Consider the following 26,615-nt stretch of genomic DNA (forward strand, 5'->3'; position numbering starts at 1 on the left):
TCAATGTCATGGTCTTATTTTGGGGGGAAAGGTCACACTCAATAATCGTATTAAATGAGTTCTATTTTCAGTAATGGCTTGTCCTCTTAATTGGTCTGGTTTATTCAGGAAAAAACCTTGAAAGTAATCAAATCCCAATTCGACACAATCATTAAATTGACTTCTATTCTCTATTTTTTCAGCAAGCAATTTACCATTGAAGTGTTGCAGTAGAGTAAGTTGCTTGCGGATTTGCTGTTTATTTTGATGTAATACATCTATTTTAATAATATCAGCAATTTGAATCAGTGGAATAATTTGTTCTGTATAGATGAAGTCATCCAAAGCGATCTTATATCCCTCTTTGCTCAAATCAATCAAGTTATGAATTAATTGATCATTGATAGGCATATCCTCAATTACTTCAACAATGATTCTATTTTTGGGGAGTAATTTAGGAATTTGATTGATCAAATGATTGTAAGTAAAATTAATAAATGCTAGTTTGTCACCAATCACGTCATTCAGGTCTAAATTTGCAAATAATTGTGTGATCACTGACGAAGTAGCATGATCCCCTGCTTTCAAATCCTTGTTATCCACATGAGCAGCTTTGGAGCTTCCATCTCTATAAAGTAATTCATAAGCTCTAACTAGCCGTTCCCTGTCATAGATACTCTGACGCGCTAGAAGTATTTTCATTAATGCATCTACCAATTTAATCTTATTATTGGTGAACATAAATAAATAATAGATTATTATTTGAACTAAGTTTCAAATAATATTTCATTTTTTTATGAACCTATCTGAAAGCCTCTACTTGATGGTTCATTTAACTTATTACTCACCGTTCGCTTAAATTTATTTAAAGTTCAGACAATATCGATTTTACGCCCAAGCGCTCTGTACACTTCAAAACAAACCAATCATACCTAGAGGGTCAAGCCTTGCTTTGTGCTTAACGCAGAAATTATCAAACAAACACAAGTCTGATAAGTAGCGGCATATAACAGCTGATACTTTCAGATATTGAATCTTACAATGCGAAATTTGGCTTAATAGTTACTACCTCTAGTTTTAGTAACGGCGCCAGGGAAACTGTGAATAATAGAGGATACCCAATAGAAGAAGTAAATAAACAAAATTTATATAAATGGATACAGGATATTCGAAGTCCCGGAAGAGGGATCATTAGATGCTGAATAGATTTTTTAATTTCTAAAATTACAAATTCAGCAAAGCTCAAAACCATGTGTTTTTATGACACTTACATTTGGTAGCCTTTAAAAGGAAAAAAATCGGGGGTTTGGCGAACGTTGCTGCTAATGAGGATAAATAAATTGGTTTTCAAGCGTTGAACTATTTCAGTTTTCTCCTTAAAGTCTACTTTTCAAGTAGTCAGACTTAATATTTATTTTTTACCAGCAGTCTTCCCTTCGTCTTCTAAATTCGATTTGAATTAACTATAGAATAGAGAATTGATACTGCAAAAAGACTTGGATAGATGCACTTTATTCATCATTACTCAAATAGTATTGATGTACTAATTAGGACTATCAGTAAACAATGTTCCATTTTTATCTTCTTTTTTATAAATTAATTTGTGTGAGGGAAGTTCTTCATAGACAGGGATTGGTTTCTCATTTACCTCTTTAATTTGAGATAATAAATTAATCGCTGGAGTAAAACCCTGATCCGCTGATTTTTTTATCCAATACAGCGCCTTATTTTTGTTTTTAATTGTGCCTTCTCCCCGTAGATACATTATTCCCACATTATATTGTGCCTTTTCTTCACCATTCTCTGCTGCTTTAATAAGCCAAAAAAGAGCTTTTTTCTTATCGTTATCAAGGCCATATCCCTCATAATAAGCCATTCCCAAATTATATTGGGATTTACGATTTCCTCTTTCTGCGGATTGGGTAAGCAATCTTATTCCCTCATCGATATTTTGTTGTTCCCCATTTTCACCAAGCAATTTCGAAAGGCCTTTATCCCCCTCATCATTTAGTGATGAATTTATAAAAGTCCCATTAAATATGTTTTTATTAGGTGCATTTGATGTTTTGATTTTATTATTTTGTGAATAGTATCTAGCCAGCACCTCCCTTTCTTCAGGTGTCTGTGATTTATAAATATATCCAAATCCCAGCCCCTGATGAATAATGTAATAATTAAAATCATAATAAATAAAGAGTATAGTTCCGATAATTACAACAATAGACAGTCTATTAAGAAACACGCTATAAAAATTGTATTTTTTATTCGAAGATGGAAGGCCGATAATCTCATTTGATTTTTTAGTATTATCCTTTGGTAAAGAGTCTTTTAGATATTCAGGTAATATATACTCAATAATTGCTTTTTTATGATGTTCTTGGAGTTTTGGGAGTTTTTTGCTCGTACTATTTAATACTTCGAAAATTTCTGCTGAATATATAAAAAGATCCGAACCTAAGCCCAAACGAATTATAACTTTGTCCTTATTCAGGAAGGCAAACTGAATGTGCTCTATATTTAAATGATTTTTATATAAATATACATAAATAGTATGTGCTTTAATTTCCTTATTTTTTGGATATATTTTATAGAGCAGCTTTATTTTGAAGTTGTATGTTTGAAAATAGTCCGGATGCTTATTATATGCAATTCCACAATTGGGACATTGCCATTCTGGTACTGTTTCCCTTCTTTTCCTAATATAATGACATTCTGGACATTTCATGATTATGCATTTTATTCTATATAAATTTATTATTGGTCCAATTTAATTTAATTGCAAAATCATTATCTTCACACTAATAAATTTTATTAAGCCCTTATAAGTTTTACTTATTCACACCAAGAATTAATCGCCTGCCTCAGGATTTATTTGGAAATTGGATTATTATATTAAATAATGGACGGATCAAATCGAAACTAGGAAAATCTAAAACTCAAGCAAGCGTAGGCTGGGCTGAAAAGCCCAGCGACCAAGCTTGGGTATTACCTAGAAATCGATTATTAACTCAAAAACGGAATATTAATTCTAATATCAATCAATTCATCAGAGCAGTTGCTGGGCTTTTCAGCCCAGCCTACGCTTGCTTACCTCCCTATAATATCCTGACCTGATACCAACCAACTCACAAGTAATCTTGCATTGATAATTTTAGTAGAGAAAATGCAAATAGACTTGAAAGTAGTGTAAGGCTATTTTGAAATTGGGTTTAACTAGGAAGCTCACCAAGTTGATTAATAAAGTATATTCATAAAATGTATTTTTTTATGTAAATTAATGTCTCCTTTGCTTATTGAGAACGTTATGAAAAATATTATTTTACCTTAATAACTCCTCCAGCCTTCTGTGCAAGTTCCCGGAGTAATAATAGGTGCAAAAATGGAAAAAAAATACATCAAAAAAATTCAAGAACTACAGAAAAAAATGATTTTAGTATTAAGATGGCATATTTGAGTAACAATGCTTATGAGCTAGAAATAAAGTAGTCCTATCACGCTATAAACTCTTACATCCCACTCACTCATGGCTTATATCTTCAGTATTCTCTTCCAAAACTTTAACCATATGCAGCAGGCAATGCGAAAATAAGTATTCATTAAACATGGGGTTAAGCAACAAAGCCCTAGCGAGGCAATCATTTAGGATTTGCCTAGCTGATGTGATGAACTTGGTCGAGGATCTGAACTTTCAGCTTGAGGCTCCTGCTGAAACATTCTATAGCGTGAATGGACATGAGGTAAAACACAAGCTCTTATTTGGCCTCTGATGCTTTCTATATCAATAGGAACTAAGGCTGGTGCTGCGCGTAATGTCGCTGCAAAATCAGGGCATAGATCTTTGGGTATTCCTTGTTGATCTGGTTTTACAACCTGTCCATCTGTTAAAGACTTCTCTCTGATAACGCTGTTTTTGAATAAACCATCATCTATTATATAAAAAGATTCTGATGAAGGGTAGGTCATTTTAAGTTGTCTTACAAAAGAGGGGCATTGTAACAAGTAATCCATAAAAAGAGGGTGATAGTTTTGTTGATTTGAAATGGCGTTTAATAAGTTGAGTTCATTCTTTGATGCTGGGTCTTGAGCTTGGGTTAGTGTTTCTCGAGCTTTATCAATGAGTTCTCCTACAACAAAAGAATTTAGCAATACTTTGTTACCAGATAGGAATGCCCGTACATCTACTAGAGAGAGCTCTTTTTGTTGAAGTTTTTGAATGGCATAAGCCACCGCCATGATTTGCGTTGCTCTGGTGATATCACTTTCGTCTGTAGGATCAAGGTCTAGATCTTGAAACGCATTTAATATGAATAGGCTTTGAGCTATTTGATCTTGATTTGTTTTAAAAAAATTGGGATTTAAATATAAGAAATATCCTAAAGCATGAGATGCAGTGCTTTGGAGTGTGGGATGGGGATAACACTGTGTAAGAATTTGAAATACTTCCCAGTTTCCTTCATCGGTCAAGGGTTGTCTTAATCCTTTGAGCCCTTCGTGAAGTTGGTAGTCTGCTGAAAATTCTATGACGTTTTGCAAGGGACGAGGAGGAAGTCCTTTTGAGTCTGACTCCATCAAATCATGACACACCCAATTTTCTAGTGTATCTAGCCACGCCTTATTTCGAACTGCAAACTCCCATCCAATGGGCATTGAATTAAATTCATCTTGTCCGAAAAGATTTATCGTTGTCAGGTAATAATTATTTGCTAGAGCTTGGTACACAGTTTGTTCATTCCCTTCGGGGATGCTTAGGGAAAGCATGTTAAGCGATTCTTTGGCATCTTGGATAATGTGACATACCACTCCAAATTCTTCTAGGCTGAGTTTTAATGGATAATCCATTTGAAGAGACAGCCACTCAAAGTCTTCTAATCCGCGAAACATGTTTAATAGTTCTAAGCGAGAGCTTTGGCACCCAGCCAAGCAAAACACATTGGATGACGCCACTGCTTGATGCTGAACCAATGCTGCCTGTAAGGCATTTAATTCGTTTTGAGTTAAAGGCTTTGTCAGTTTAAACTGGATGATATTAGAATTCACTCGGTTGGCTTGTAAGTCTTGAACTGCCTGGGCGAAATTCTGATTGCTTATAATAAATGCTGTTTGAAATTAAGGCATTATGGCTCCCATTAATACTTATTTTCATTATAGGCATATTCAAAACGAATTGCTGGCGAGTAAAGCCAGCTGGCGTAAATTTCATGCAGCAGTCAATCAAAATCATTATTTTGAAGCCTGCACAGTAACTGACCGTTTTTGTCATGATGACAGCCAGGTTAAGCCATTACTGAAACAGGCTAATGAACCCATCGACCAGTTCACAGACGATGGGGCTTATGATGAAACCCCTGTTTACGAGGCAGTTCTAGCACATTCTCCTGATGCTGATGTCGTGATACCGCCTAGAACCAACGCTGTGGTCAATGAGAAAGCAGAAAAAGCGTTAAAGGATGATTTCCAATTAGAAAATTTTCTGGCTGCAATTCCTAAAGCATTCAAAAGCTGTATGCAAAGCTCTGCTGGGTTGATACATTCAGACATGCGATGTTGAATGATCCAGAAAATATTAATTTTCTTGGAACCTTATTACCTATAAAGAAATCAGATATAAAACCTGATGCAGAAGCCATGGCGTCAAGAGTGCAATTTTTGATAGAGCAAGGACTTTTTAAGAAATAAATTAGTATAGGAAGTAATTCTTCCAAGTGCAAAAATGATTTTGTAATATTTATTACACAATTTAGTGTTGTTGCGTTAACGAGTTGAATCCGCCAATCCGCTAATACCACTAAGTATGATTATCGTGACTTTACGGCAAAAAAGCATTGAGTCATTATTTTCGCCCCAACCTATTGATTTTATTAGGACTGCTAGCTAACCTTGCTGCCCTTAAAACGAGGATTAAAAATCCCTATCCGAGGACGTAACACCTGGTTGTTTTATAAAACCGAATACGGAGCTATGGTAGGCGGCGTACTCACGAGTATTATTTATACCTGTGAGTTAGCAGGCATCAACCCCTTTGAATACCTAATTGCACTCCAGGTTTACAAAGACCAAATTGTTAAAGAGCCTCAAGCCTGGCTTCCCTGGAATTACGAAAACACGTTGGCTTCATTAGAATCATCACTGGCCGCATAAGGCCATAGAGCGCCAATCATCTGGAAGGCTTGCTTTTATGGGATGGCCTTGGGCAAGCAGTATCAATAACTCACTGGAGCGTAATTGAATTGAAGGACTCAACCCGCTAGGCCACCAAGCTAATTTGCCTCGACTGAACCGTTTATGGCAGAGCCAAAAACCACTCGCATCATACACGAATAGTTTTACTGAGGTTCGCATGCGATTGGTAAAGACAAATACGGTACCACTGAACGGGTCATCAAGCAGCTTTTGTCGGCATAAGGCTTTTAAGCCATCGATGCCTTTTCTAAAATCAATGGGCTCTACTGCCAATAACAACCAATGTTGTGGGGTAATCTGCAGCATCGTTAACCCAGAAAATCCAGCATGGGTTTTGATACCCTACTCATCGGTACTGCATTGATTTTCAGTATACTGCCACAGGGACGATGAATCTCAACACTACAAGGTGCATCGCTATTCGATAGAAACTCTGAATCAATCCTCGTAGGTTTCCCTTTTACCTCACAAACTGCAGGCTAGTATTCTGGATAGGTACTAATTTTTTCCTGCTTTGGATTGGACTAATCCCTAAATGACTGCCGATTTTCGAAGGAGTATAATCACCCAATAGTCCCTTGACCTGCTCCCATACTCATCAGGAATTTGACCGCGCTTTGTTCGTGTGGCTCGCCAGTGTCTAAAGGCTTGTTTGACAGTGTCTAGTTTATTGGTGCCATTTATCATTAAGTCGCCTCCTAAAATCATTGAGGCTATAGGCTAAACGACCGCTCTGTCTTTAGTCACGCACGCTTGCCGAAAGCTCAGTGATGTTGAATAATTAATATTAAATATAGGATGGCTTCTTTCAAATATTAGGTCAGTTAATAAATTACTACCACTTCTGTATACTGTTTGAGGAAAAAGAACTCACTTATTGCTCGTCGCTAAATAGTTTTCCTGTTTTACACAGATTATGGCCTCGCACTCCGGAACTTGCGCCCTGACGTAAAAATTGTATGGTAACGAGACCACATTGCTGTGATCCCGTTTCCAAACAACCATAGATTCATCCTTGGATTTCTTTTATTTTCGCCTCGATCCCTTCGCGTGAGCAATGCCATCAGCAGGATTTAATGGCCATTGATGTTTAGGATAACGTATTCGTAACTCTTTACGGATTTCTGAATAACCATTTTTCCAAAAGCTTTCTAGATCGCTTGTTACCTGCACTGGACGAAAATTTGGACCTAATAAATGCAGAACAACTGACACACTCTGAAATAATATTTTCGGCGTTTCTTCCCATCCAAACACTTCTTGGATGCGTACTCTAAGAAAGGGATGTTCAACCGTTGAATAATGAATGGGTATCATGCTACCACTTGGAACTTTTAACCTATTTGGGAGTTCGGTTTGTAAAATACTACGCAATGTTTCAGATATATTTAGTTCAAAAAAATACACTAAATTTTTTTGCAGTACTAAGGTCATTTTACTTTCACCGAAACATGCTTGTCTAAATACAGTTAAGCAAAATGATTTTTTTAATGCATCTCCGTCGAAAAGATTTTCCAATTCATCTTGTATATGAGGGGGTATTAATGCCTTATGGAATCGTAAAAATATAATCTTTTGATACCACTCATGTAAATTTTCATTTTTCTTCAGTGTGCTCGCCCAATTGTCAGTTAATATATCAGGCAATTTTTCTGCAACGTGTACCGAGGTTGCCAGCGAAAAATTCGGTTCTTCTATAGGTAAATCCCAAAGTGTTTTAAATTCCCGCTGATAAAATTGCGATTTTTCTGCTTCAAAAATGATGTCTCTTTTCTTTATTATGTTGTCGGAAAAGTGTTTCAACAAAAATTCTTTATTTATCCCACTCGCCTGATTAATCAAAGTTTCAGCCTCCCCGCTTTCTTCAAAACCATTCAATGCAATAAAAAATTCACTCCTTTTCACAAGCGTTCGATCTGATAATTTTACACCACGACCACCGACCATTAATGCACGATCAGAGTTCTTGCGACGTCGACACAAACGATCACCAAAAGATAACATAAGGAGCAACTGTCTAGCTTCATCTTCTTCACGATAAACAGGGGGCTCTGCTTTTTTTAATTTTTTAGCAAGATCTAGAATCTGCTGATAACTTTGTGCGACAGTTTGTAAAATTGTAAAATGACCTTCATGTGAAGAACCATCTTTTAGAAATTTATTCAAAATTTTTAATCGCGGTGCAATATCACATTCAAAATGATCTGCTTGAAAATTATTCGTCATTTCTTTCCGTAGAATATCGCGCTCTTGTAATAACGCTGCAATTTTTGCAGCCAGATCGATGCAATTATTTTCTATACCTGCAATTAATAGTCTCCCCAAACGCAGAGGTAATGGGAAATCCAAAAGCTGGCGACCTATTGATGTTAATTCGTTGTTATTTTTGATAGCACCTGCCGCTTGTAAGCTAAAGGTCGCACGTTCAATGCTGACACGAGGAGGTCTTTCAAACCACGAAAAATTCTGAAAATTCGAGATATGTTGATTAGCTAAAAAAAGTAAACTATCGCTTAAATCTGAACGTAGAATTTCTGGAATATTTGATTTCACAAATAAACTTTCATCATGTTGATTCCACATCCTGTAACAAACACCTGGAAATTGTCGGGCGGCTCTACCAGCACGCTGAATGGCACTCGCTAAGCTAATTCGCGAAATTTCCAGGCGTGAAAATCCAGTACGTAAATCTTGTTTCATTATTTTTACTAAACCTGAATCTATGACGGTATCAACACCGTCTAAAGTAACAGAAGACTCAGCAATATTAGTTGCAAGAATAATTCTTTGCGCTGAAGATTTTTGCAATGCGATACGCTGTGCTTCTAGAGGAAGACTGCCATGCAGCGTGATCACCTCTATTTTTTTGCTTTCTTTCCAATCAAGTAAGTTTCCTTTAGCGCGTTCAATTTCACGTGCACCCGGTAAAAATACTAAAATATCTTTATCAGTCTGTCGCTGTGCTTCTTTGATGACTTGAGATAAATGCTCATAAAATTGATATTGAGGTGTTAGTAATTGGGTTGATTTTTGATAACGTACCGTTAACTCAAATAATTTTCCAGGCACGGAAATGACAGGACAATTACCCAAATATTCAGCAACTTTTTCTGCTTCGAGTGTCGCTGACATGACCACAATTTTAATATGATGCCCTAACTCTTGTAATTCACGTATTAATCCTAGTGTTAAATCAACGTATAAAGATCTTTCATGAAACTCGTCTAGAATCACAATGTCTACATCGTCTAACTCAGGATGATGAATCATATGTCGGGCCAGCAAAGCTTCCGTCATGTAAATTAATCTGGTTTTATGCGATGTTTTATTGACAAAACGGACTTGATAACCAACCTCCTCACCGACTAGCCAATTATTTTCTTCTGCAACCCGATGAGCAGCAGCAATCGACGCCATTCGTCGAGGTTCTAGCACTAATATTTTCCCGGCTACAACAGAAAGCAATTCCGGAGGCAATCGAGTTGTCTTGCCAGCACCAGGTGCGGCTGTTATTACTAAATTAGTATGAGATGTTACCTTCTGTAAAATATCATCTATAAAATCATCTATTGGTAAATGAGTTGAGCCTGCTTTTAAAATGATTGTACCCTCAGTTGAAATTTCCAAATAACCATTTGAACTTGAAATTTAATGAAAATGAACATTTCTATAAATTGACCTCTGGCCTGGATTCTAGTAAAAAGGGAACTGATTGAAATTTAATCAATAGCACTTTAAGAACCGTAGATTTCTCTTATTCTTAATATTCTAGGAACGTTCAATTATCGAGTGCCAAGTTTCTCTTGAAATTATAACTATTAGTCTTTAGATACTTTTGTTAGACCCCCTCTTTATCCGTTATTGGAGTGACAAAAGAAACAAAAGTCCTTTCTTCTCTTCATCACATCAATGAACTGGTCTTGATTTTGAAGTTCGAGTTCCCATATATACAAAATGGTCATTCCTTATCTTTATCTATAATAATACTTGTTGGAGGTTTATACCTGGCTCTATAATTATCAGCAGAAATAGATACTCCTCTTAATTTCAAATATTTCTAAAACGTCGCTTTGCTTAAATCAAGATAACGCAACATGAGCAGAGTGTATATATGTTCGCGGCTTAGCATGATTTTATACCTATTTATGGTTAATAATATAGTTATCTACTGAATAATAAGTGGCGACTACTAAGTCAGGTTGGCTTATATGCAAGCTTTCACTAAAGTAACAGATGCAACCTCATGAAAATTTGAGCGAACGATGTTATTAAAAGTCATATATACTTGTACGTAAGATATGGATGGCTCGTGCTCAAAATATGAAAACAGGAAAACTCATTGTTTTAAATATTTTTACACTTAGTTTAATGGTTCTGAGTTCTATGGCATTTAGTGACAGCAATCTTATTTCTGTTGACAATAAAAGAAAAATATTCATGCATTGTGAAGGCACAGGCTCACCAGCTGTGATATTCATTGCGGGATATCCTGATCGAGGCGATGCCTCCTGGGAAACACCCTTGTTTGCTAATAAGAAGACTGTATTCTCTGAAGTCAATAAATTTACAACAGCCTGCGATTATGATCGTCCAGGCACAATTAAAATCATCGATGATACCCTTTTAAAAAGTCGTAGTGATCCGGTACAACAACCAGTTACAGCGGCAAATCAGATGGATGATTTACATCATTTAATTGAAGCAAAAAAAATTCATAAACCTTTTATCCTTGTGGCACACTCCGCAGGTGGATTGGCTGCAAGACTTTATGCGCTGAAATACCCTAATGATGTCGCAGGACTAATTCTTATTGATGTCACCAATGAAAAACTACTTAACACCTGGTCAGAAAAAGAAACTCAAGCGTTCTATTTCGGTGGAAAAAAAAGCTCGAAGGCACTAAGTGCTCATTATAAAAATGTAGAAAAGATTAACTTTGCTGAAAGTTTTAAACAATTAAAGGATTATGCAGATCATAAATTGCATATACCTGCCATAATTCTCACGGCGGGCAAAATTCCCAATGCCAGTCAAATGGTAAAAGATGGTTTTTGGCCAAGTTATGTCACCCAAGATATGGCCAAATCAATCATGCTTGGTATCCACCGGGCAAATGATCTGATGGCAGATACTTTTGTACCAAAAGCCCGACGGATAGATGTCAAAAATAGCGGCCATTATATACAAAAAGAGCAACCCGAATTAATTGTTCAACTCATCCATACGCTGGTTGAACAACTTAGATAATGCCCTATAACTCCTACTTCATTCTCATTGGATAAGCTCAATTGTTTCTAGTTGAAGTTAGGGATCGGATATTCCGGTGCTAAATCATGTGCTACTTCTTTCCATAAAGCCACACTCAAATTATCGGCCTCCTTTGATGTAGGTTTTAATGTATTAAATGCAATAAACACGATTTGTTTTTCGGGCAACACAGCAAAAACACCACTATAACCACCAAAACGAGGATTTTGGATTAACCAATGATTGGCTACAGCAAATCCCATCGCAAAATAAAGTTCACTTGTATTTTTCCCCTTCCCTACAGTCTCTGGCGCTCTTAATTCCAAGCTTGATTCGGAAGTTAACAAACTGCCATTCATCCAAGCATTCGCCCAGGTACCGAGATCCTCTATCGTTGAGGTCATAGATCCCGAACTTGCAGTCCAGGACGGATCCCAAAAAGTTGCATCTTCATAAACACCTCTATCTTGACTAAATGAATGGAGCACCGGTGAAGGTATGGTGGCAGTTCGCTCGAATTGTGTATTTTTCATGTTCAATTTATTAAGTATTAAGGAGTGAAATAATTGATTCAGCTGTCGTGTAGTCACTTGAGCTAAAATACTACCCAAAATCACATAGTCAGTATGAGAATAATGCTGGCTGGTTCCTGGTTTAAATAAAGGATCAGTCAAAAAAGCATAATGAATTAACTCTTTATCGGACCACTGCTTAAATGGCTTATCCAATACTTGTTTGATAAAGTCTTGGTGATACACATAATCAGGAAAACCACTTGTACCATTAGCAAGCATTTTTAGATTTACTTGATCTGCATTAGGTAAATTGGGATACCAACGCGCTACCTTATCATCAAGACTTAATTCTTTTTTCTCTACCAATCGCATCAGCGTCGTTGTTAATAAAGTTTCTGTCACGCCACCTATACGAAAATGCATGTCTTTTGTTGCCGGAACTGCCGTCATTGAATCACCAATGGCCTGAATACTCATTGGTTTTCCGTTGATCCATAGACCATAAACTAAAGCTTTTACAGGTTTATCCTTCATAAATAGCTGAATTTTATTATCGAGAGACGATTGCTGAGGATCCGAAGCATAAAGTACAGTTTGGAATACTAAAAAGGCAGTAATGAATAAGCACATTTTTTTCATCATTTCTTTTTTTCCTTTCATAATAAGGCTCGTTTATTATGGAGTTAAATGCACATTTAAGTCTATTCCTGTTAAAAAACTCTAAAAGCCACATTTCTCAATTTTTCAATTCACTTCTATAATTGAAAGAAATGGATAGAACAAGGAGGTCTTTTATGAAGTTTTTTCAAGGATTACCTCTATTCTTTTTGCTAATTTCTCAAAATATTTATGCTGAGACTGCTTTATCTCCACCCAGTGGACAATCTCCACAATGTGGACAAGCTTATGAGATCGCTGGGCAGATTAAAACCATAAATAATGTTTTTAATAGCTTAGCAAGTTCGTGTCATGATGCAGGGGGCATGAAGTTGGTGCATAAAATATTAATATCAGAAAAATCAAATGAGCCCACGGGTGTCTTTTTTACATGTACAGGGGACAATTTAAGTTTTATTGTCTTTTCTTGTCTTTTTTCAACAAGTGTAGACAATAGTCTGTTTATCCCGAGTGGAGAGTCATAGGAAAAAACTAGGGGCCACTAGGTTGCATCCCAATCATAGTATTTAGGATGCTCGATCGACACTCTATACATATCATGATAAAATTATAGACAATTACTCATTACGCTTAAAAGACTCTGATTACGTGTTCTACTCTATGTCATCATTAACGATAACCAGTATTTATATTTATTGTGTGTTTTTTTTGGTAAGTGCTGTACTGGAATCAATGTCATTTAATCTGCTCGATCCATCGAAAAAAGAAATCGTATATGGCCGCAAAAAACTACCTTTTATGACTGATTTAAACAGTGTGATTAAAGTATTTTTCTTCTCTTTTGTGGTCCTTATCATTACACCATGGCAGATGCGTTATAAAACGTATTTATACCAAAATACTCAAGAACTGCGTTTTATTTACCATGTTTTTATGGTCTTTTTTGTTGTCGCATTTATACCTATCATTAAATACTTACAAAGTGACGTTAGAAACGCTTGCCTACCAAAATGGTACCTCAAAAATATATTAGTTGGCGATTACATCCATCTATGGGGTATCTTAATCGCCTGTTATGCGTCAATTCCAAATTTTTAACCCGATAAATTTTAAACACTATTATTTCTCACCGATAACTGTACCTCGTGCACCTTTTCAGCGACCTGCAGTTCAGGGAAAAAATTAAGACCGCTTTGATGACTAGGTGCCACAAGATCAGTGTCTAAAGTTATTGAGGGCTTCCGTGGCCTAATTTTTAGGAATCCTAAACCGCCATTTCTCTGCAATGGCTTTTCATAATTAAAGTGTAATTCCAGATGTTCCTCTGCTGTCAGTTCAAATTTGTAGGTTACAAGCATGCGAAATAAAGCCATTATTTCTGTCATTGCAATTCGTAAACCGGGACATCGCCTTGATCCAGTCTTAAATGTTAATAATCCGCCCTCTTTCTCCATTGTCCCCGGTGAATTAAATACGGGAGATGCCGCAAAAAAATGGGTATTATAAAACTCATTTTGATGGTTCTTAGGCCCCCAGCGCTCAGGAAAAATTTCATTCGCAGTAATTGTCTTTTTACCAAATATTTCTTGCCCCTCAGTGGAAAGATCAATATCTGGAACATGTTTTATGTGAGTATGCATTCCTTGCATAGGAATAAATATAAGCGAACCAGCAGGTAAAGTAAGTGTCGTTCCCTCAAGCTCGAGATTGATTGTTTCATGGATAATTTCTGGCACAATAGGTGCAGGTGGTGATAATCTCAACGCTTCTAATAAAACAGCTTCAGCATATGATAAATCACCTTTTGCTACTCGAGAATCCCACGGAGAATGCAATTCAAAGTGTTCGTTTGCTGAAATTTTTTGCTGAATTTCCTGTTTCATCATGCTATAGATGCGTTTATCCTGAAGAGCAATTCTTAACGCTGTAATTAAAGCGGTTGCTGTCGCATCAAAACCCAATAATGGAATGAATAAGCTTTCATTAACAACGTCCCTCACCAAAGCAGACAATGGCGTAGTATCAGAGTACTCAACCGAATAATCGATCAGTAACTTACATTGCGCAGCAGTTAATTGAGTCGTTGCGTTTATCCCCAGTTCATTCAACTGACTTTTTACGCTTGTATTATTTAACACACGGACTACAAGCAGGTAATTAAGCCAGCTCTGCTCTGCTGTTAATTGTTTTGTAATTTCTTCTGAAGAAAAGATAATCTGCCAACCAAGATTAAACACTCTACTTCTTAAAAAAAGGAGGCTTTTTTCCTCCTCCTTGCCAATGGGTTCTAGGCTAAACAAACAGCTCATTAATTCCTTCGTTAGATTTGCCTGATAAAATGCGTCAAAAGGTTTAACAACTGCTTTTCCAAAATATGTGATTAATAATACTCTGCGAGAGAGTTTATCCATTACCTCACTCAAAGGCCATCCATGTTCACCCTGCTCAAATTCATATTCTTTAAAAAAATCGGCAACCATCTCGGCTACGTGAGGCCTGTTTGTTTCATTGCGTAACAGTATGGCGTTGCGAACTTTAGAATGTGCTTCTGAACCCAAAATGGAGGACATTAAATTCTCAGAACCTAATATCACTTCTAATCGATGAAAAAATTGTCGTTGTCCAAACTTCCTTTCATTTTTTTTTGCATAAAGTTGCTGTATCAGTGCTTTATTTGATAATACAAATACTGGTGATAAATTGGGTACCTTAAAATAACCGACCCCAGAACCACCCTCGAGTGAGCGAGTTCCCAAGTCAGCTATAAATGTCATAAAACGCGTTTGTAATTGCTCTTGTGCCGAAGGAGTTGTTTTTAAAAGAGCCATGTCCTTAATTAAGGAAAGATAGCTCAATTCGGAGGGATAAGTTATTTTTGCAATTTCAGCTTGTTTTTGTAACTGATAAATGCGTACGATTATACTGATGCCTATCATTATAAGAATATAAATAAGCATATATCCCCCCCACAGATTTGATTCATATTGTTACATCGACTGGATTGTATACAAAGAAGATCCCTGGGTGCTTACTCACCCAGGATACTGACTAGAAAAAATAGTACAACACAAACATCAAATCACAAGAGGAACAATTTTATATGGAACCAATTCACAATATTTTTTCCAATCATGTCCATACTTAGCAGAACAACGTTTATCATCACGAAATGCTCTATCAAATAATAAAACAGTTAAAAAGCAAAGATAGAAGTATGGGGCAAAATGCGTAAACAACGCAGGGACAGACCAAAAAAATGTACCAGCAAGCTCTGGAATATAATGGAAATGTCTGGCGATCCCCCACCACCCTGAAGCAAGTAATATTGTTTGTTTTTTATCACCTTCAGTAGTTTCATAACGTGCCAATACAGTAACCGGTTTTTTGCCCCAAACCTTACACTCACCTTGCGTAGCTCGAGCAATAAGTCGTTGCTTGTCAGCGAGATAATTAATAATAATGCTTGCCAAACCTAAACCTAAAATCAAAGTTGCCCACATAAACGATAAATGAATAGGATGAAGCACAAGATACATACTTGGTGAAGTATACACACAAGGAACCCATACCATGCATCCCCAACAAATATAAAAACCAGCACGATCATGCATGATATCTAAGGATCGTAAATAACCTTTTTCCCACATATAAAATTTACTGAGATAAACAAATTGCAATATAACGGAAATTAACATTGAGTTAGATAAGTCACCTAACTCTGCTTGTTTTGCGCAATAAGAAATTAGAAATAAGCCCCAACTCATCATACCAAAACGACAGGTAATGAATTTTTTAATACTCCATCCCCACACTTGAGGATAAAGCTCTGTTCCCCAATAATAATCAAACAGCATGTTATTGGTTATACCTGAATCAGTTGATGAAGGGTAAAAACGGCCTTTGATGTATAAAAACACACAAAAAATAAGGCTAAACAAATTGAGGGCCCCAAATAGCGCACCTAAGTTGTCATAAAGAATAGAAGCCGAGAATAAGTTAAAACCAAAAGATGCAATACAAAAGCTGGCCATAGTGACAATAAATGCAAAAACACCATTGTCTTTATAAACTGGCACGTTTCCTTTCGGGGTAATGGGTCCGTTAAATGTTTTTCCTGGGAGAATACGCATTAAAGCCAGCTCAAAAGCTGTAAAAATTAAAATAATTTTCCAAGCTACTGCAGAGCCCCAAAAATAAGGCCCCCATATGGTCATCACAGTCTGAAAAAAGCCGTTTTGAAGCATCAAATCCCAAAGAGCAGACAAAGACCCTTGTAGCTGCGTGTTGGTATACCACATCAACATAACAAAAATAGGACATGAAAGAATGAGAAACAAGGGGCCTAAGATATTCCTGATACTGAAATTCATAATGTTTCCTTACATTTAAAAAAAACTAAAGTGGATCATAATACAGGATTTTTTAGCATTTAGTATCTTTAATTCATTGGTTCTACGAAAAATAAAAGCACGAAAAAGTGGTCTATATTTGCACAATAAAAATAGAAGCTTAGCTATTTGCTTTACGCAATACTTTAATATTTAATTTATATATACAGTCGAAAAGGTGACTATCATGTCCAAGTACCGCATCGAACGAATGACACGCGAAGAAGTTTCAGTCGCTGTAGAATGGGCACGGAAAGAAGGTTGGAACCCTGGATTAAATGATGCAGAGTGTTTTTATCAAACAGATCCTCAAGGTTTCTTCGCAGGAAAACTCGATGATCAAATTATTGCCATTGGTTCTGCAGTACTTTACGACGAACACTTTGCTTTTTGTGGTTTTTATATAGTAGATAATAAATATCGTGCTCAAGGTTATGGTCTGGAATTAACTCGCGCACGCCTCGCTTATGTTGGAGACAGAAATGCCGGTATTGATGGCGTGCTCAATATGGTTGATAATTACGCAAAAATTGGTTATCAATTTGCCCATAATAACGCTCGATATGCATTAGAGCACACACAAGTTACGCCTAAACACGATCCACATATAGTTGAGCTAAAAAACGTCTCATTCGATCAGATAACCCAATATGATCGACACTATTTTCCAGCCCCAAGAGCAAAATTTCTTACCGCGTGGATTACTCAAAACTCAGCATTAGCACTTGGCTATATTAAAGAAAATCAATTAAAAGGTTATGGTGTCATTCGCAAATGTTTTGAGGGCTATAAAATTGGCCCCTTATTCGCGGAGAACTCATTTATTGCCGAAAAATTATTTGCACAATTGGTTGAGTATGCGCGTGGTGAGACGGTCTATCTGGATATCCCAGAAAGTAATTCATTAGCAGTTGACTTGGTCAATAAACATGGGATGACCAAAGTATTCGCTACAGCAAGAATGTATTTAAAAGGGGCACCCAAACTGCCTATCGATGGCATTTATGGAATTACTACATTTGAATTAGGATAAACCATGCGCGATTTAGTAGGCTATGGACCAGAAGAAAATAAATGCTCTTGGCCTAATAAAGCAAAGCTTGCCATCAACTTTGTAATTAACTATGAAGAGGGAGCTGAATTATGTCCTCTCAATGGAGATGCATACGCTGAAACAAGTGGTGCAGATTTTCCTTTTGTTCCCAAAGCCAAAGGACAACGAAATCTAAGTATGGAATCTTTTTATGAGTACGGTAGTCGCGTAGGGATATGGCGTCTTCTGCGTCTATTTGATCATTATAAAATTCCACTTACGTTTTTTGTTGCAGGGCAAGCATTGATACTTAATCCATTATTTGCTGAATATCTGGCCCAACAAGACCATGAGGTGGCGGGACATGGATGGCGCTGGATAAATTACACAAATATTTCTAGAAAAGTTGAAAAGAAACATATTCTTTTGTGTATTGAAACCTTAGAAAAACTCACCGGCCATAAGCCTAATGGTTGGTACACTGGTCGACGAAGTGAGCATACTCGTGAATTACTGTTAGAACATGGGGGCTTTCTTTATGATTCAGACAGTTATGCCGATGAGCTGCCTTATTATATTGCTGAGCACCTTGTAATCCCCTACTCTCTTGATTGCAATGATTTCAGATTCAGTACAACCCCTGGGTTTTCATGTGCCAAAGAATTTTATGACCGATTAATCAATACGTTTCATTATATGTATCAAGAAAAACGTCTTGCCATCATGACTATAGGCTTACATCCGCGTCTGAGTGGAAAACCCGACCGATGTCTTATTTTAAAACAGTTTTTAGATCATTTAACCCAGTATCAGGATATCTGGATAACAAGGCGCATCGACATAGCTCAATTTTGGCGACAAACATTTCCTCATAAATAACTCAGTGATGCAGCATGTAGCTGAAATATGCTCCTGGTTGCAAGCAGTCAGGCTACAATTTTCATTTTAGATAAAATTGAAAACAGATAACCCTTGTATCAGCACAAAACTTTGTTGTGCCACTTCCAAATTGTACAACTCCTGTTTAAATTCAGAAGCTGCGACTATAGGATCGACCTCTTGTAGCCTCTTTAAAGTAATTTTACTTTGTTCAATTATATCGGAGTTTGCTGTATCCGCATGTTGTAACTGATTTAGCCGAGACCCCAAATTGGCGCGAGCATTCAAGACGGTAGTTAATGCCGTATCTATTTGTGCCAATATTTGATTATTCACAGTGGTTGCAGCTGCTTTTTGTGTCGAAGTAGAATAAGGTTGATTCAAATTATTAATCATATCTTGTATTGTTGCAAAAACAGATTCGTTTTGGGCAGGCTCAATCAAAAAAGTATCTCCAGCTGCTGGCATACCTGAGACAGTCATTTCCATGCCGTTAAAACTAACCGTCATTCCCTCCTGATATAAAGGTGCATCATCGGGTAATCCACTTGGGGGAATAACATTTCCACTTGCTGCCCCCTGAACCATAACAACCAGATTGCCCTGCGAATTCAATGCGAAACTCATCGTGTAATTATCTGGCACATAAGCTGAAGGAGTAGATACAGAACCTGCGTTTACAGATGCAGTCCCTGTATTAGGGGTTCCTGTTTGTTTAATAGAAAAACTACCGTTCCCATTAGGTAAGCGCATAAAAAGGTCATCTCCAGGATCATTGATAGCCATTTGTAAACTACTACCAACAAGCTGAAAACGCTGTGTACTATCGCCATTATAAACATAGGCCCCGGAGGCATTTATTGAAAAGGGGGCGGTAGATGTCTGCGCACCACTGAACATATAATCACCATTGATATCTTTGGTGTTTGCATAATCAGTCAGTTCATTCAAAATAATACTCGCCTCAATGGCTAATGCCTTACGATCTTCCTCAGATAATGTCGGATTACCTGCCTGCACCTGGATGTCTCGTAAGCGTTGCAAACTCGTTGTGCAATCGTTTAAGACAGACTCCTCCATACTAAGAGTACTATCAACACTTTCACGATTTTTTTGGAGAAGCTCTGTAAAGCTAATGCGTTGATTCATGAGTTCAATTTGAGCAAAAGCGATGGGATCATCTGATGAATAACGCACTCTTAAAAAATTTTCATCGAGCTGTTGCTGCAGTTTTGCCACCTGTGCTTGCTTGAGCAATAAGCTATCTATACTATTCTGATAAATCTGATTTGTTGAAATACGCATTCATCACCTCATTATTTCAAAAAGTAAGTCCATCATTTGATTGGCGATTGCCATGAGCTTTGCTGCAGCCTCATAAGCCTGTTTAAATTGTAATATGTTTTCTGCTTCCTCATCCAGATTTACGCCACTGACACTTTCCTGATAATCAACCGATTGCTTATATAAAACCTGAAACGCATCAAAGCGGTTTTTAGCCTCATTGGTTTGGCTTCCTGTATCAGAAAGCAGATCAGAATAAACATCAAAAAGTGTTTCAGTGCCGTTAGAAAAAATATTTTGTTGTTGCATTCCCGCAAGAAGTAATCCATTACGATTATCACCAAAACCACCTTGGTTGTACTGTGCAGTAAACTGATCTCCTGCATTCGGTGCCCCGGATAAAGTAATGGAATATGATGGATTAGTCGCATCTGGAATCGGAATCACATTATCCGTGTTAGGAACAAAGGGGAGTGGCCCAGTTGTAATACCATCGGTAACGTTGATTAGATTAAATTGCGTTGGGGAAATAAAATCAATGGTATATTGTTTGGTTACTTCCGTGATATTTAAAATAGGCCCTAAATCAATTTTTCCCTGGCCCGTATTATTCAAAGATGCAGTGGTTTGCACTGGTGAAGCGAGTGCTAATTGACGTGGATCATTTATGAGTAAAGCAAATTTCTCTGCAGCTCCACGTGTAGGCATGATTGTAAAAGAATCATTATCTGCTAAATTAGCGATGTTATCTACGGTGATGGTCATGCCATCAACTACAATCTGTCCCGCTGGTGGAGCTGGTGGATTACTAGTCCAATTTAAGGTCACCGCAGATCCATCAGAATCACGAATGAGCGTTGCCTGACTCGCTCCTGCATTAGTAACAACTAATTGATAATCACTTATTTTAGTTTGTGAGATATCAGAAATATTTACTGATAGTACTCCAGACCCTGAGTTTGTCGATGCTGCAATTGAGCGATCAAGTTGCATAGCCAAGGTATTGTAATCAGTAAAAATATCCTGTCCTAACTGGTTATTTAAGTCCATGCCCAAACGATTTTGCGCATTGAACTTCTGTGCTAAACCAATTGCCATTTGTCCGATGAGTTGACTGGCTTTAGATAAAATATTTCGCTCATAATCCAAGAGACCGCCCAATGTCCCACTGACTAGTTGATTTGTAATCTCCGTTTTTCCCGCACCTGTATCCAATAAAACATGAGTTCCCTGTGCCGTTATTTGATCATAACTAACTGATAAAGCTCTTTGAGTCGTTCCGATCACCAACATTTGGCCACTACCAATACCCACATTCACCATCCCGTTATCCTGCTCCACCACAGTTAAATCAGAATACTGAGACAGTTGTTTGAGTAACTCATCCCGTTGATCCAGCAAATCAGGGGAGTTAGGTGAGTTCATTATTTGTCCATTTACAGACGCAAGATTAGAAGTTAACTGATTAATTGTATTCGCTATTTCTTTAATCTGCGATGTTGAGCTTTCTTGATATTGATCAAGGTTTTGTTGCAAAAATAAGAATTGGCTCGCTAATAATTGGGTTTGACTCATAGCAACATTTCGTGAGGCTACACTATCTGGCGCGTTATTTAATTGTCCTAATGAATCAAAAAAAGATTGCAAGGATACAGAAAGACTACTGCCATCCTGAGAAAGCAATTTATTAATTTCTAAGGCTTGCTGATAAAAAGCATCATATTGGGATTTAACGCTTAATGTGCTTCTCACTTGAGCATTAGCAAATTGATCTACGTTACGGTACACGTTGTTAACAGCTACTCCTGTACCAATAAAAGAACCCGCATAACTTCTAGATGGAGTTGGGGCAAACTGAATGCTTTGTCTTGAATAACCTCGTGTTTTGACATTTGCAATATTATTCCCAGTAACACTTAATGCGTTTTGAAAAGCATTCATCCCTGAATAAGCAATACTTAGTATTGACATAGTTATTTGCTCCCTGTATCCAATGTACTACTAGACTTCTCATTTTTTAATTACATTTGTGACTTAATTCAGTCCTGTACCTTAAACTTGCTCTGATAACTCACAACGTTGTATTGCCTGATTTAATTCCTCACCACGATAAATTGATAAAATTTTTGTACCGTAATTAGGATCGGTGGCATATCCGGCCTTATGCAGTTCATTAACATAAAGTTCGGGGTTGCTCGTACTGGCTAAAGCAGTTTGATAGCGCTCATTCTCTTTGATTAAAGAAATATAATCATTAAAACTTTGCTCAACGGATGGATATTTTCTAAACGAGGCATTCATTTTAATCGGAGTATCTGCAATATATTCAGTTGTTTTTACATTCACTGAATCAAACTCTTTGCTGTCACCTGATTTAATGTTGAACAAATTATTACTGCTGGTGCCATCAATATCCTTAGTAACAAATTTTCCCCACCCTGTTTCTAATGCCGCTTGAGCCATTAAAATTTTAGGGTCTAGGCCTATAGCTGATGCTGCTTGTTTGGCTTGAGGCCAAATTGATTTCACAAATTCGTCAATTGTAGTTGTGGGTTTATCCTGTTTCTCTTCTTTCACAGGCATAGTGGATATTGCGTTAGAATTAACTGGCTTATCCGTTGTGCTTTTTTCTGGTTGTTCTATAGTAGGCAGATTATGCTCCATCTGTTTTGCAAGCATGTCGGCTAAACCAACACTTTTAGAGTTTGCAATAGTACTGGCATATTGAGCATCAAGCATATCTTGAAAGGTTTCCCTATCTTTACCTCGAAAAGGACTAGACTCCTCTAGAAAATGCTGCCCCATGCGCATACTTTTCAACATGGATTGTAAGAATATTCCTTCAAATTGTTTCGCTGCCTCAGGCAGAGCCTCTTTTGCATTATTTTGTGCTTGAACCTTGAGTTCATTTAATGCATTAAAGTCGCTGGTTGCAATTCCATGTACAGTCATATTAATCCTCTATTTTAATTGGATCATATTGTTTTACTATTCAATGCTCACCTATATCACGATTAACGTAGCATTTAAAGCACCTGCTTGTTGTAGTGCCTCAAGTATCGCGATCACATCAGAAGGCGTTGCTCCTACAGCATTAATACCTCTAACAATATCTTTTAATGTCACACCTCGTGGTAAGACAAACGCATGATTATTTTTTTGATCAATATTAACTTGTGATTGCTGGGTGGAAACTGTACGTCCACGTGCAAAGGCATTAGGTTGGCTTATCACTGGTGTTTCGGTCACACTCACTACCAAATTGCCATGTGAGACTGCGGCCGATTTGACAATGACATTAGAAGAAATAACCACTGTTCCTGTGCGTGCATTAATAATAATTCGTGCGATCGCTTCAGCAGGTTTAAATTCAATATTTTCCAACACAGAAACATAATCCACACGTTGGGACATTTTTTTGGGGGCAGTGACAACCACTGATGCAGCATCCAAGGCTCTGGCAGTTCCAGGTCCCATCATTTCATTAATGGCATCGCTCATGCGTTTTGCTGTTGTAAAGTCTGGTGCATGTAAATTATAAGTTAATTCTTTTGTAAAATAAAAAGGATTAGGGATATCAACCTCAATAGTTGCACCATTAGGAATTCGTGCGCCACTAGGTACGTTTACAGTAACACTTGAGCCATCGCTTCCGGCTGCACTGATACCCGATACAATCACGTTTCCTTGGGATATAGCATATACTCGTCCATCGGCTCCCTTCAATGGAGTCATTAATAAGGTACCACCTAATAAGCTTTTTGAATCACCAATAGAAGAAACATTCACATCCATAGATTGTCCCTTTTTCATAAAAGAAGACAAGCTCGCAGTCACCATGACAGCTGCCATATTTTTTGAATTAAGTTTAGTTCCCGGTTGTATGTTAACGCCCAATTGAGTAAGCAGGTTTGCAAAAGTATCTTCAGTATATCGAGTACCGTTTTTATCTCCGGTACCATTTAAACCTACCACCAAACCATAACCGACTAATTGGTTGGTGCGCACCCCAGCCAAAGTGGCGATATCTTTAATTCGTTCGGCATAAACGTGATTTGATAGCAAGTTTATCGTCAGTATCCATGTAATTATCAGCAATCGCCGCATTACAATTTCCTTGTTAATTAAATACATCGTTCTAAATCGTAGCCTGGGTTTCGCTGCGCACCCAGACTACAATCCAGCTAGGCAGTTACAAATCAGGTTAAGTCGGGAATAAAGGACCCCACATAATTCGTGCCAGCCAGCCTTGAGCATTTGTATTGTTGACTTGTCCGGTGCCACCATAGGCAATACGGGCATTAGCTAGACGGTCGGATGTGATGGAATTATCAGCTCTTACATCCTGAGGACGAATAATGCCTGATAACCGTACATACTCCTCACCCTGATCGATTTTAACCCATTTTTCGCCCTGTACGACCATGTTCCCATTTGCCAACACCTGCGATACGGTCACTGAAATACTTCCCGCCAATTTATTATTCTGTACTGCTTGTGCAGATCCATTGAATTGTCGCTGATTGTTCAAGTCAAAATCCATACTGTAACCGCTGCCAAAGGAAATGGGTCTTCCTAAAAAGAGCTTGTTCTTGACTACGTTTGTGTCTGTTTTCATCTGTTGTAGTGTTGCATTTTTTGATGCGTTAGTACTTTCAACTAAAAATACTGTAACTATATCTCCTGGATGTCGTGCTCTTGGCGTTTCAAAAAGAGGTAAAGCGGTTTCGGCGCTATAAATAGCGCCAGATTCTTTCCTTAACTCCTTTGGATCAGGCGTTGTAGGATATGTAGGTGCAAACTCAGGGTCCTTCCCACGCTGAGGCGGATTTAAAAGTTCGCACCCACTCAAAAAAATGGCAACCGAGCCTGCAACAAGCAAATTAAATAATTTCATCAATGAAATCTTCTTAATTAAACGGTTTGATTTAGATATTGCAGCATGTTATCCACAGTCTGGATACTTTTTGCAGTAATCTCATAGCTTCTTTGAGCTTGAATCATATTGACTAACTCTTCAACCACATTCACATTCGATGCTTCTAGAGAACCTTGTAACAAAGTTCCGACACCAGAATTTCCTGGATTATTTAATGTTGCAGCACCACTTGAAGCAGTTTCTATAAAAAGGTTTTGCCCTATAGGTTGAAGTCCCGTTGGGTTAGTAAAATTCGCTAATTGAATGGTTCCAAGTACGGTTGGAGTATTACTTCCAACAACTGTAGCACTCACTACCCCTTCACTACTAATCGTTACCCCTAAAGTTTGAGTAGGAATATTTATTGCAGGCTGTAATGGATAGCCATTCATATCAACGATCTGCCCTGTACTATCCGTTGTAAAAGTACCATCACGAGTATACGCTTGAGTGCCGTCAGGCATCAAAATCGTAAAAAAACCTTGACCTTGTATCATTATGTCATAAGGATTACGCGTATTTTGCGTACTTCCCTGTTCAAATATTTTTTCAGTAGCCGCTAAATGGACACCTGAACCTGCATTGATTCCTGTTGGAATTAAAGAGTTCTCTGATGATTGAGCACCAGCCTGACTTGTATTTTGATAGAGTAAATCCTGGAATATTGCCCTATCTTTTTTAAAGCCAGTTGTGTTGACGTTTGCTAAGTTATTAGCAATTGTAGAAATATTTTTTTCTTGGGCTTCCAAGCCTGACTTGCTTACCCATAATGCTGGTTCCATGGAGATCCCTCCGCAATTATTCTTATATGTATGCTAGAATGGGGTTATTCGTGCAATATTTGTGCCAATTTTTGAAAATTATCTTCGACAGTCGACATCAGTTTCATGTGTGCATCGTATTCACGTCCAGACGTGATCATTTCCACCATCTGATCAATTGCATTAACATTCGACCCTTCAATAGCGCCACTTCGCACCTGAACACTGGCATCTGCAGCAGTGGGCGTGCCACCATTTTTTAATTGGTATAAGCCCTCTGAACTTTTAACAATATTATTTTTATCCAACGTCACTAACTTAATTCTATCTAATACAGCCGCGGTTTTGGGATCACCGCCGAGAGGAACAATCGTAATCGTCCCATCAGCACCAATGTTTATTTCCTGAGCAGGTGGAATTGCAATTGGACCACCATTCCCCAAAACAGGATGCCCAGAAGCAGTTGTTAACATACCATTGACATCCAAGCGTAAATTTCCAGCCTTTGTATACCCTTCTTTACCTTGACCATTAGTCACGGCAAACCAGCCATTACCCTCAATTGCGATATCTAAATTGCGCCCGGTTGTCATAATATCACCAGGACTCAAATCGAGTGCATTCTGATTTTGTATTGCAAAGGCTGCTTTAGTCTCTGATCCCCCTACATTTGCATACAAAGTTTGTGCTTGATACATATCGGATTTAAAACCAGGAGTATTCACATTCGCCAAATTATTGGCGATTATTTCCTGGCGTTTAAAACCGATTCGTCCACCACCTGCAGCATTATATAAGATAGGATCCATGAGT

22 protein-coding genes and 1 pseudogene are annotated in these 26,615 nt (G+C 37.6%); 8 read left to right on the forward strand and 15 right to left on the reverse strand.

Annotated elements, in window-relative coordinates:
* Positions 1–6: 6 nt before the first annotated feature.
* Positions 7–681 (reverse strand): EAL and HDOD domain-containing protein, encoded by a 675-nt coding sequence (locus BGO44_RS09875; protein ID WP_273199505.1) that lies wholly within the window; start codon positions 679–681, stop codon positions 7–9.
* A gap of 326 nt (positions 682–1,007) precedes the next feature.
* On the opposite strand from BGO44_RS09875, the gene BGO44_RS18580 reads away from it, so the two are divergent.
* On the forward strand, positions 1,008–1,181 hold the full coding sequence (locus tag BGO44_RS18580) for a restriction endonuclease (protein ID WP_353743538.1): 174 nt from the start codon (positions 1,008–1,010) through the stop codon (positions 1,179–1,181).
* Between the two features lie 341 nt (positions 1,182–1,522).
* Here the strand turns inward: BGO44_RS18580 and BGO44_RS09880 are convergent, their stop codons facing one another.
* On the reverse strand, positions 1,523–2,704 hold the full coding sequence (locus BGO44_RS09880; protein WP_273199507.1) for a sel1 repeat family protein: 1,182 nt from the start codon (positions 2,702–2,704) through the stop codon (positions 1,523–1,525).
* Between the two features lie 914 nt (positions 2,705–3,618).
* Entirely contained in the window at positions 3,619–5,016 is a 1,398-nt protein-coding gene (locus tag BGO44_RS09885) for a hypothetical protein (RefSeq protein WP_273199509.1), read from the reverse strand.
* Positions 5,017–5,146: 130 nt separating this feature from the next.
* Here BGO44_RS09885 and BGO44_RS09890 point away from each other — a divergent pair.
* A pseudogene (locus BGO44_RS09890) lies at positions 5,147–5,527 on the forward strand (transposase); the annotation flags it as partial.
* A gap of 383 nt (positions 5,528–5,910) precedes the next feature.
* On the forward strand, positions 5,911–6,117 hold the full coding sequence (locus BGO44_RS09895; protein ID WP_273199511.1) for a hypothetical protein: 207 nt from the start codon (positions 5,911–5,913) through the stop codon (positions 6,115–6,117).
* Here BGO44_RS09895 and tnpB read toward each other — a convergent pair.
* Both tnpB and hrpB read right to left on the reverse strand, forming a co-directional pair.
* Entirely contained in the window at positions 6,103–6,465 is a 363-nt protein-coding gene (gene tnpB / locus BGO44_RS09900; protein ID WP_273199513.1) for an IS66 family insertion sequence element accessory protein TnpB, read from the reverse strand. The genes BGO44_RS09895 and tnpB overlap by 15 nt on opposite strands.
* Positions 6,466–7,185: 720 nt before the next feature.
* On the reverse strand, positions 7,186–9,786 hold the full coding sequence (gene hrpB / locus BGO44_RS09905) for an ATP-dependent helicase HrpB (protein WP_273199514.1): 2,601 nt from the start codon (positions 9,784–9,786) through the stop codon (positions 7,186–7,188).
* A 675-nt stretch (positions 9,787–10,461) separates the two neighbouring features.
* Between hrpB and BGO44_RS09910 the strand changes: the two genes are divergently transcribed.
* A complete protein-coding gene (locus BGO44_RS09910; RefSeq protein ID WP_273199516.1) occupies positions 10,462–11,406 on the forward strand; it encodes an alpha/beta fold hydrolase in 945 nt (314 codons plus the stop codon).
* 47 nt (positions 11,407–11,453) lie between these two features.
* Here BGO44_RS09910 and BGO44_RS09915 read toward each other — a convergent pair whose 3' ends face one another.
* Entirely contained in the window at positions 11,454–12,563 is a 1,110-nt protein-coding gene (locus tag BGO44_RS09915; RefSeq protein WP_273199518.1) for a serine hydrolase domain-containing protein, read from the reverse strand.
* 152 nt (positions 12,564–12,715) lie between these two features.
* On the opposite strand from BGO44_RS09915, the gene BGO44_RS09920 reads away from it, so the two are divergent.
* Entirely contained in the window at positions 12,716–13,063 is a 348-nt protein-coding gene (locus BGO44_RS09920; protein WP_273199520.1) for a hypothetical protein, read from the forward strand.
* 208 nt (positions 13,064–13,271) lie between these two features.
* Positions 13,272–13,637: a hypothetical protein gene (locus tag BGO44_RS09925; protein WP_273199523.1), complete on the forward strand. Its 366-nt coding sequence runs from the start codon at positions 13,272–13,274 to the stop codon at positions 13,635–13,637.
* A gap of 11 nt (positions 13,638–13,648) precedes the next feature.
* Here BGO44_RS09925 and BGO44_RS09930 read toward each other — a convergent pair whose 3' ends face one another.
* Together BGO44_RS09930 and BGO44_RS09935 are read right to left on the reverse strand one after the other, a co-directional pair.
* Positions 13,649–15,496: a cytochrome P450 gene (locus tag BGO44_RS09930; protein WP_273199524.1), complete on the reverse strand. Its 1,848-nt coding sequence runs from the start codon at positions 15,494–15,496 to the stop codon at positions 13,649–13,651.
* 117 nt (positions 15,497–15,613) lie between these two features.
* Positions 15,614–16,909 (reverse strand): phosphatidylethanolamine N-methyltransferase family domain-containing protein, encoded by a 1,296-nt coding sequence (locus tag BGO44_RS09935; RefSeq protein WP_058510092.1) that lies wholly within the window; start codon positions 16,907–16,909, stop codon positions 15,614–15,616.
* A 205-nt stretch (positions 16,910–17,114) separates the two neighbouring features.
* Here BGO44_RS09935 and BGO44_RS09940 point away from each other — a divergent pair, with 205 nt between their 5' ends.
* Positions 17,115–17,960, forward strand: a complete 846-nt coding sequence (locus BGO44_RS09940) for a GNAT family N-acetyltransferase (protein ID WP_273199527.1) — start codon at positions 17,115–17,117, stop codon at positions 17,958–17,960.
* Positions 17,961–17,963: 3 nt separating this feature from the next.
* Positions 17,964–18,839: a polysaccharide deacetylase family protein gene (locus BGO44_RS09945; protein ID WP_273199529.1), complete on the forward strand. Its 876-nt coding sequence runs from the start codon at positions 17,964–17,966 to the stop codon at positions 18,837–18,839.
* Between the two features lie 66 nt (positions 18,840–18,905).
* Here BGO44_RS09945 and flgL read toward each other — a convergent pair whose 3' ends face one another.
* From flgL to flgF, 7 genes are all read right to left on the reverse strand, one after another.
* Positions 18,906–20,144 carry a flagellar hook-associated protein FlgL gene (flgL, locus tag BGO44_RS09950; RefSeq protein WP_273199531.1) on the reverse strand — a complete coding sequence of 413 codons (1,239 nt, stop codon included), beginning with the start codon at positions 20,142–20,144 and terminating at the stop codon, positions 18,906–18,908.
* 3 nt (positions 20,145–20,147) lie between these two features.
* On the reverse strand, positions 20,148–22,094 hold the full coding sequence (gene flgK / locus BGO44_RS09955; RefSeq protein ID WP_058510088.1) for a flagellar hook-associated protein FlgK: 1,947 nt from the start codon (positions 22,092–22,094) through the stop codon (positions 20,148–20,150).
* An 81-nt stretch (positions 22,095–22,175) separates the two neighbouring features.
* Complete coding sequence (flgJ, locus tag BGO44_RS09960) at positions 22,176–23,075, reverse strand: flagellar assembly peptidoglycan hydrolase FlgJ (RefSeq protein WP_273199533.1); 900 nt, start codon at positions 23,073–23,075, stop codon at positions 22,176–22,178.
* Between the two features lie 51 nt (positions 23,076–23,126).
* Positions 23,127–24,230: a flagellar basal body P-ring protein FlgI gene (locus BGO44_RS09965; RefSeq protein ID WP_273199535.1), complete on the reverse strand. Its 1,104-nt coding sequence runs from the start codon at positions 24,228–24,230 to the stop codon at positions 23,127–23,129.
* A gap of 97 nt (positions 24,231–24,327) precedes the next feature.
* A complete protein-coding gene (locus tag BGO44_RS09970) occupies positions 24,328–25,020 on the reverse strand; it encodes a flagellar basal body L-ring protein FlgH (RefSeq protein ID WP_273199538.1) in 693 nt (230 codons plus the stop codon).
* Positions 25,021–25,037: 17 nt separating this feature from the next.
* Entirely contained in the window at positions 25,038–25,823 is a 786-nt protein-coding gene (gene flgG / locus BGO44_RS09975) for a flagellar basal-body rod protein FlgG (RefSeq protein WP_058510084.1), read from the reverse strand.
* Between the two features lie 44 nt (positions 25,824–25,867).
* Positions 25,868–26,611 carry a flagellar basal-body rod protein FlgF gene (flgF, locus tag BGO44_RS09980; RefSeq protein ID WP_058510083.1) on the reverse strand — a complete coding sequence of 248 codons (744 nt, stop codon included), beginning with the start codon at positions 26,609–26,611 and terminating at the stop codon, positions 25,868–25,870.
* Between the last annotated feature and the right edge of the window lie 4 nt (positions 26,612–26,615).

This window comes from Legionella sp. 39-23 (genome assembly GCF_001897665.1).
Lineage (GTDB): Bacteria > Pseudomonadota > Gammaproteobacteria > Legionellales > Legionellaceae > Legionella > Legionella steelei.

Excerpts from the sequence above, each read along its gene's own strand:
- flgF (WP_058510083.1), bottom strand. The coding sequence starts at position 26,611 with ATGGATCCTATCTTATATAATGCTGCAGGTGGTGGACGAATCGGTTTT.
- tnpB (WP_273199513.1), bottom strand. The coding sequence starts at position 6,465 with ATGCTGCAGATTACCCCACAACATTGGTTGTTATTGGCAGTAGAGCCC.
- BGO44_RS09880 (WP_273199507.1), bottom strand. The coding sequence starts at position 2,704 with ATGAAATGTCCAGAATGTCATTATATTAGGAAAAGAAGGGAAACAGTA.
- BGO44_RS09935 (WP_058510092.1), bottom strand. The coding sequence starts at position 16,909 with ATGAATTTCAGTATCAGGAATATCTTAGGCCCCTTGTTTCTCATTCTT.
- flgJ (WP_273199533.1), bottom strand. The coding sequence starts at position 23,075 with ATGACTGTACATGGAATTGCAACCAGCGACTTTAATGCATTAAATGAA.
- BGO44_RS09925 (WP_273199523.1), top strand. The coding sequence starts at position 13,272 with ATGTCATTTAATCTGCTCGATCCATCGAAAAAAGAAATCGTATATGGC.
- BGO44_RS09930 (WP_273199524.1), bottom strand. The coding sequence starts at position 15,496 with ATGCTTATTTATATTCTTATAATGATAGGCATCAGTATAATCGTACGC.
- BGO44_RS09875 (WP_273199505.1), bottom strand. The coding sequence starts at position 681 with ATGAAAATACTTCTAGCGCGTCAGAGTATCTATGACAGGGAACGGCTA.
- BGO44_RS09940 (WP_273199527.1), top strand. The coding sequence starts at position 17,115 with ATGTCCAAGTACCGCATCGAACGAATGACACGCGAAGAAGTTTCAGTC.
- BGO44_RS09920 (WP_273199520.1), top strand. The coding sequence starts at position 12,716 with ATGAAGTTTTTTCAAGGATTACCTCTATTCTTTTTGCTAATTTCTCAA.
- BGO44_RS09915 (WP_273199518.1), bottom strand. The coding sequence starts at position 12,563 with ATGATGAAAAAAATGTGCTTATTCATTACTGCCTTTTTAGTATTCCAA.
- BGO44_RS09965 (WP_273199535.1), bottom strand. The coding sequence starts at position 24,230 with ATGCGGCGATTGCTGATAATTACATGGATACTGACGATAAACTTGCTA.
- BGO44_RS09945 (WP_273199529.1), top strand. The coding sequence starts at position 17,964 with ATGCGCGATTTAGTAGGCTATGGACCAGAAGAAAATAAATGCTCTTGG.
- flgK (WP_058510088.1), bottom strand. The coding sequence starts at position 22,094 with ATGTCAATACTAAGTATTGCTTATTCAGGGATGAATGCTTTTCAAAAC.
- BGO44_RS09970 (WP_273199538.1), bottom strand. The coding sequence starts at position 25,020 with ATGAAATTATTTAATTTGCTTGTTGCAGGCTCGGTTGCCATTTTTTTG.
- flgG (WP_058510084.1), bottom strand. The coding sequence starts at position 25,823 with ATGGAACCAGCATTATGGGTAAGCAAGTCAGGCTTGGAAGCCCAAGAA.
- flgL (WP_273199531.1), bottom strand. The coding sequence starts at position 20,144 with ATGCGTATTTCAACAAATCAGATTTATCAGAATAGTATAGATAGCTTA.
- BGO44_RS09910 (WP_273199516.1), top strand. The coding sequence starts at position 10,462 with ATGGCTCGTGCTCAAAATATGAAAACAGGAAAACTCATTGTTTTAAAT.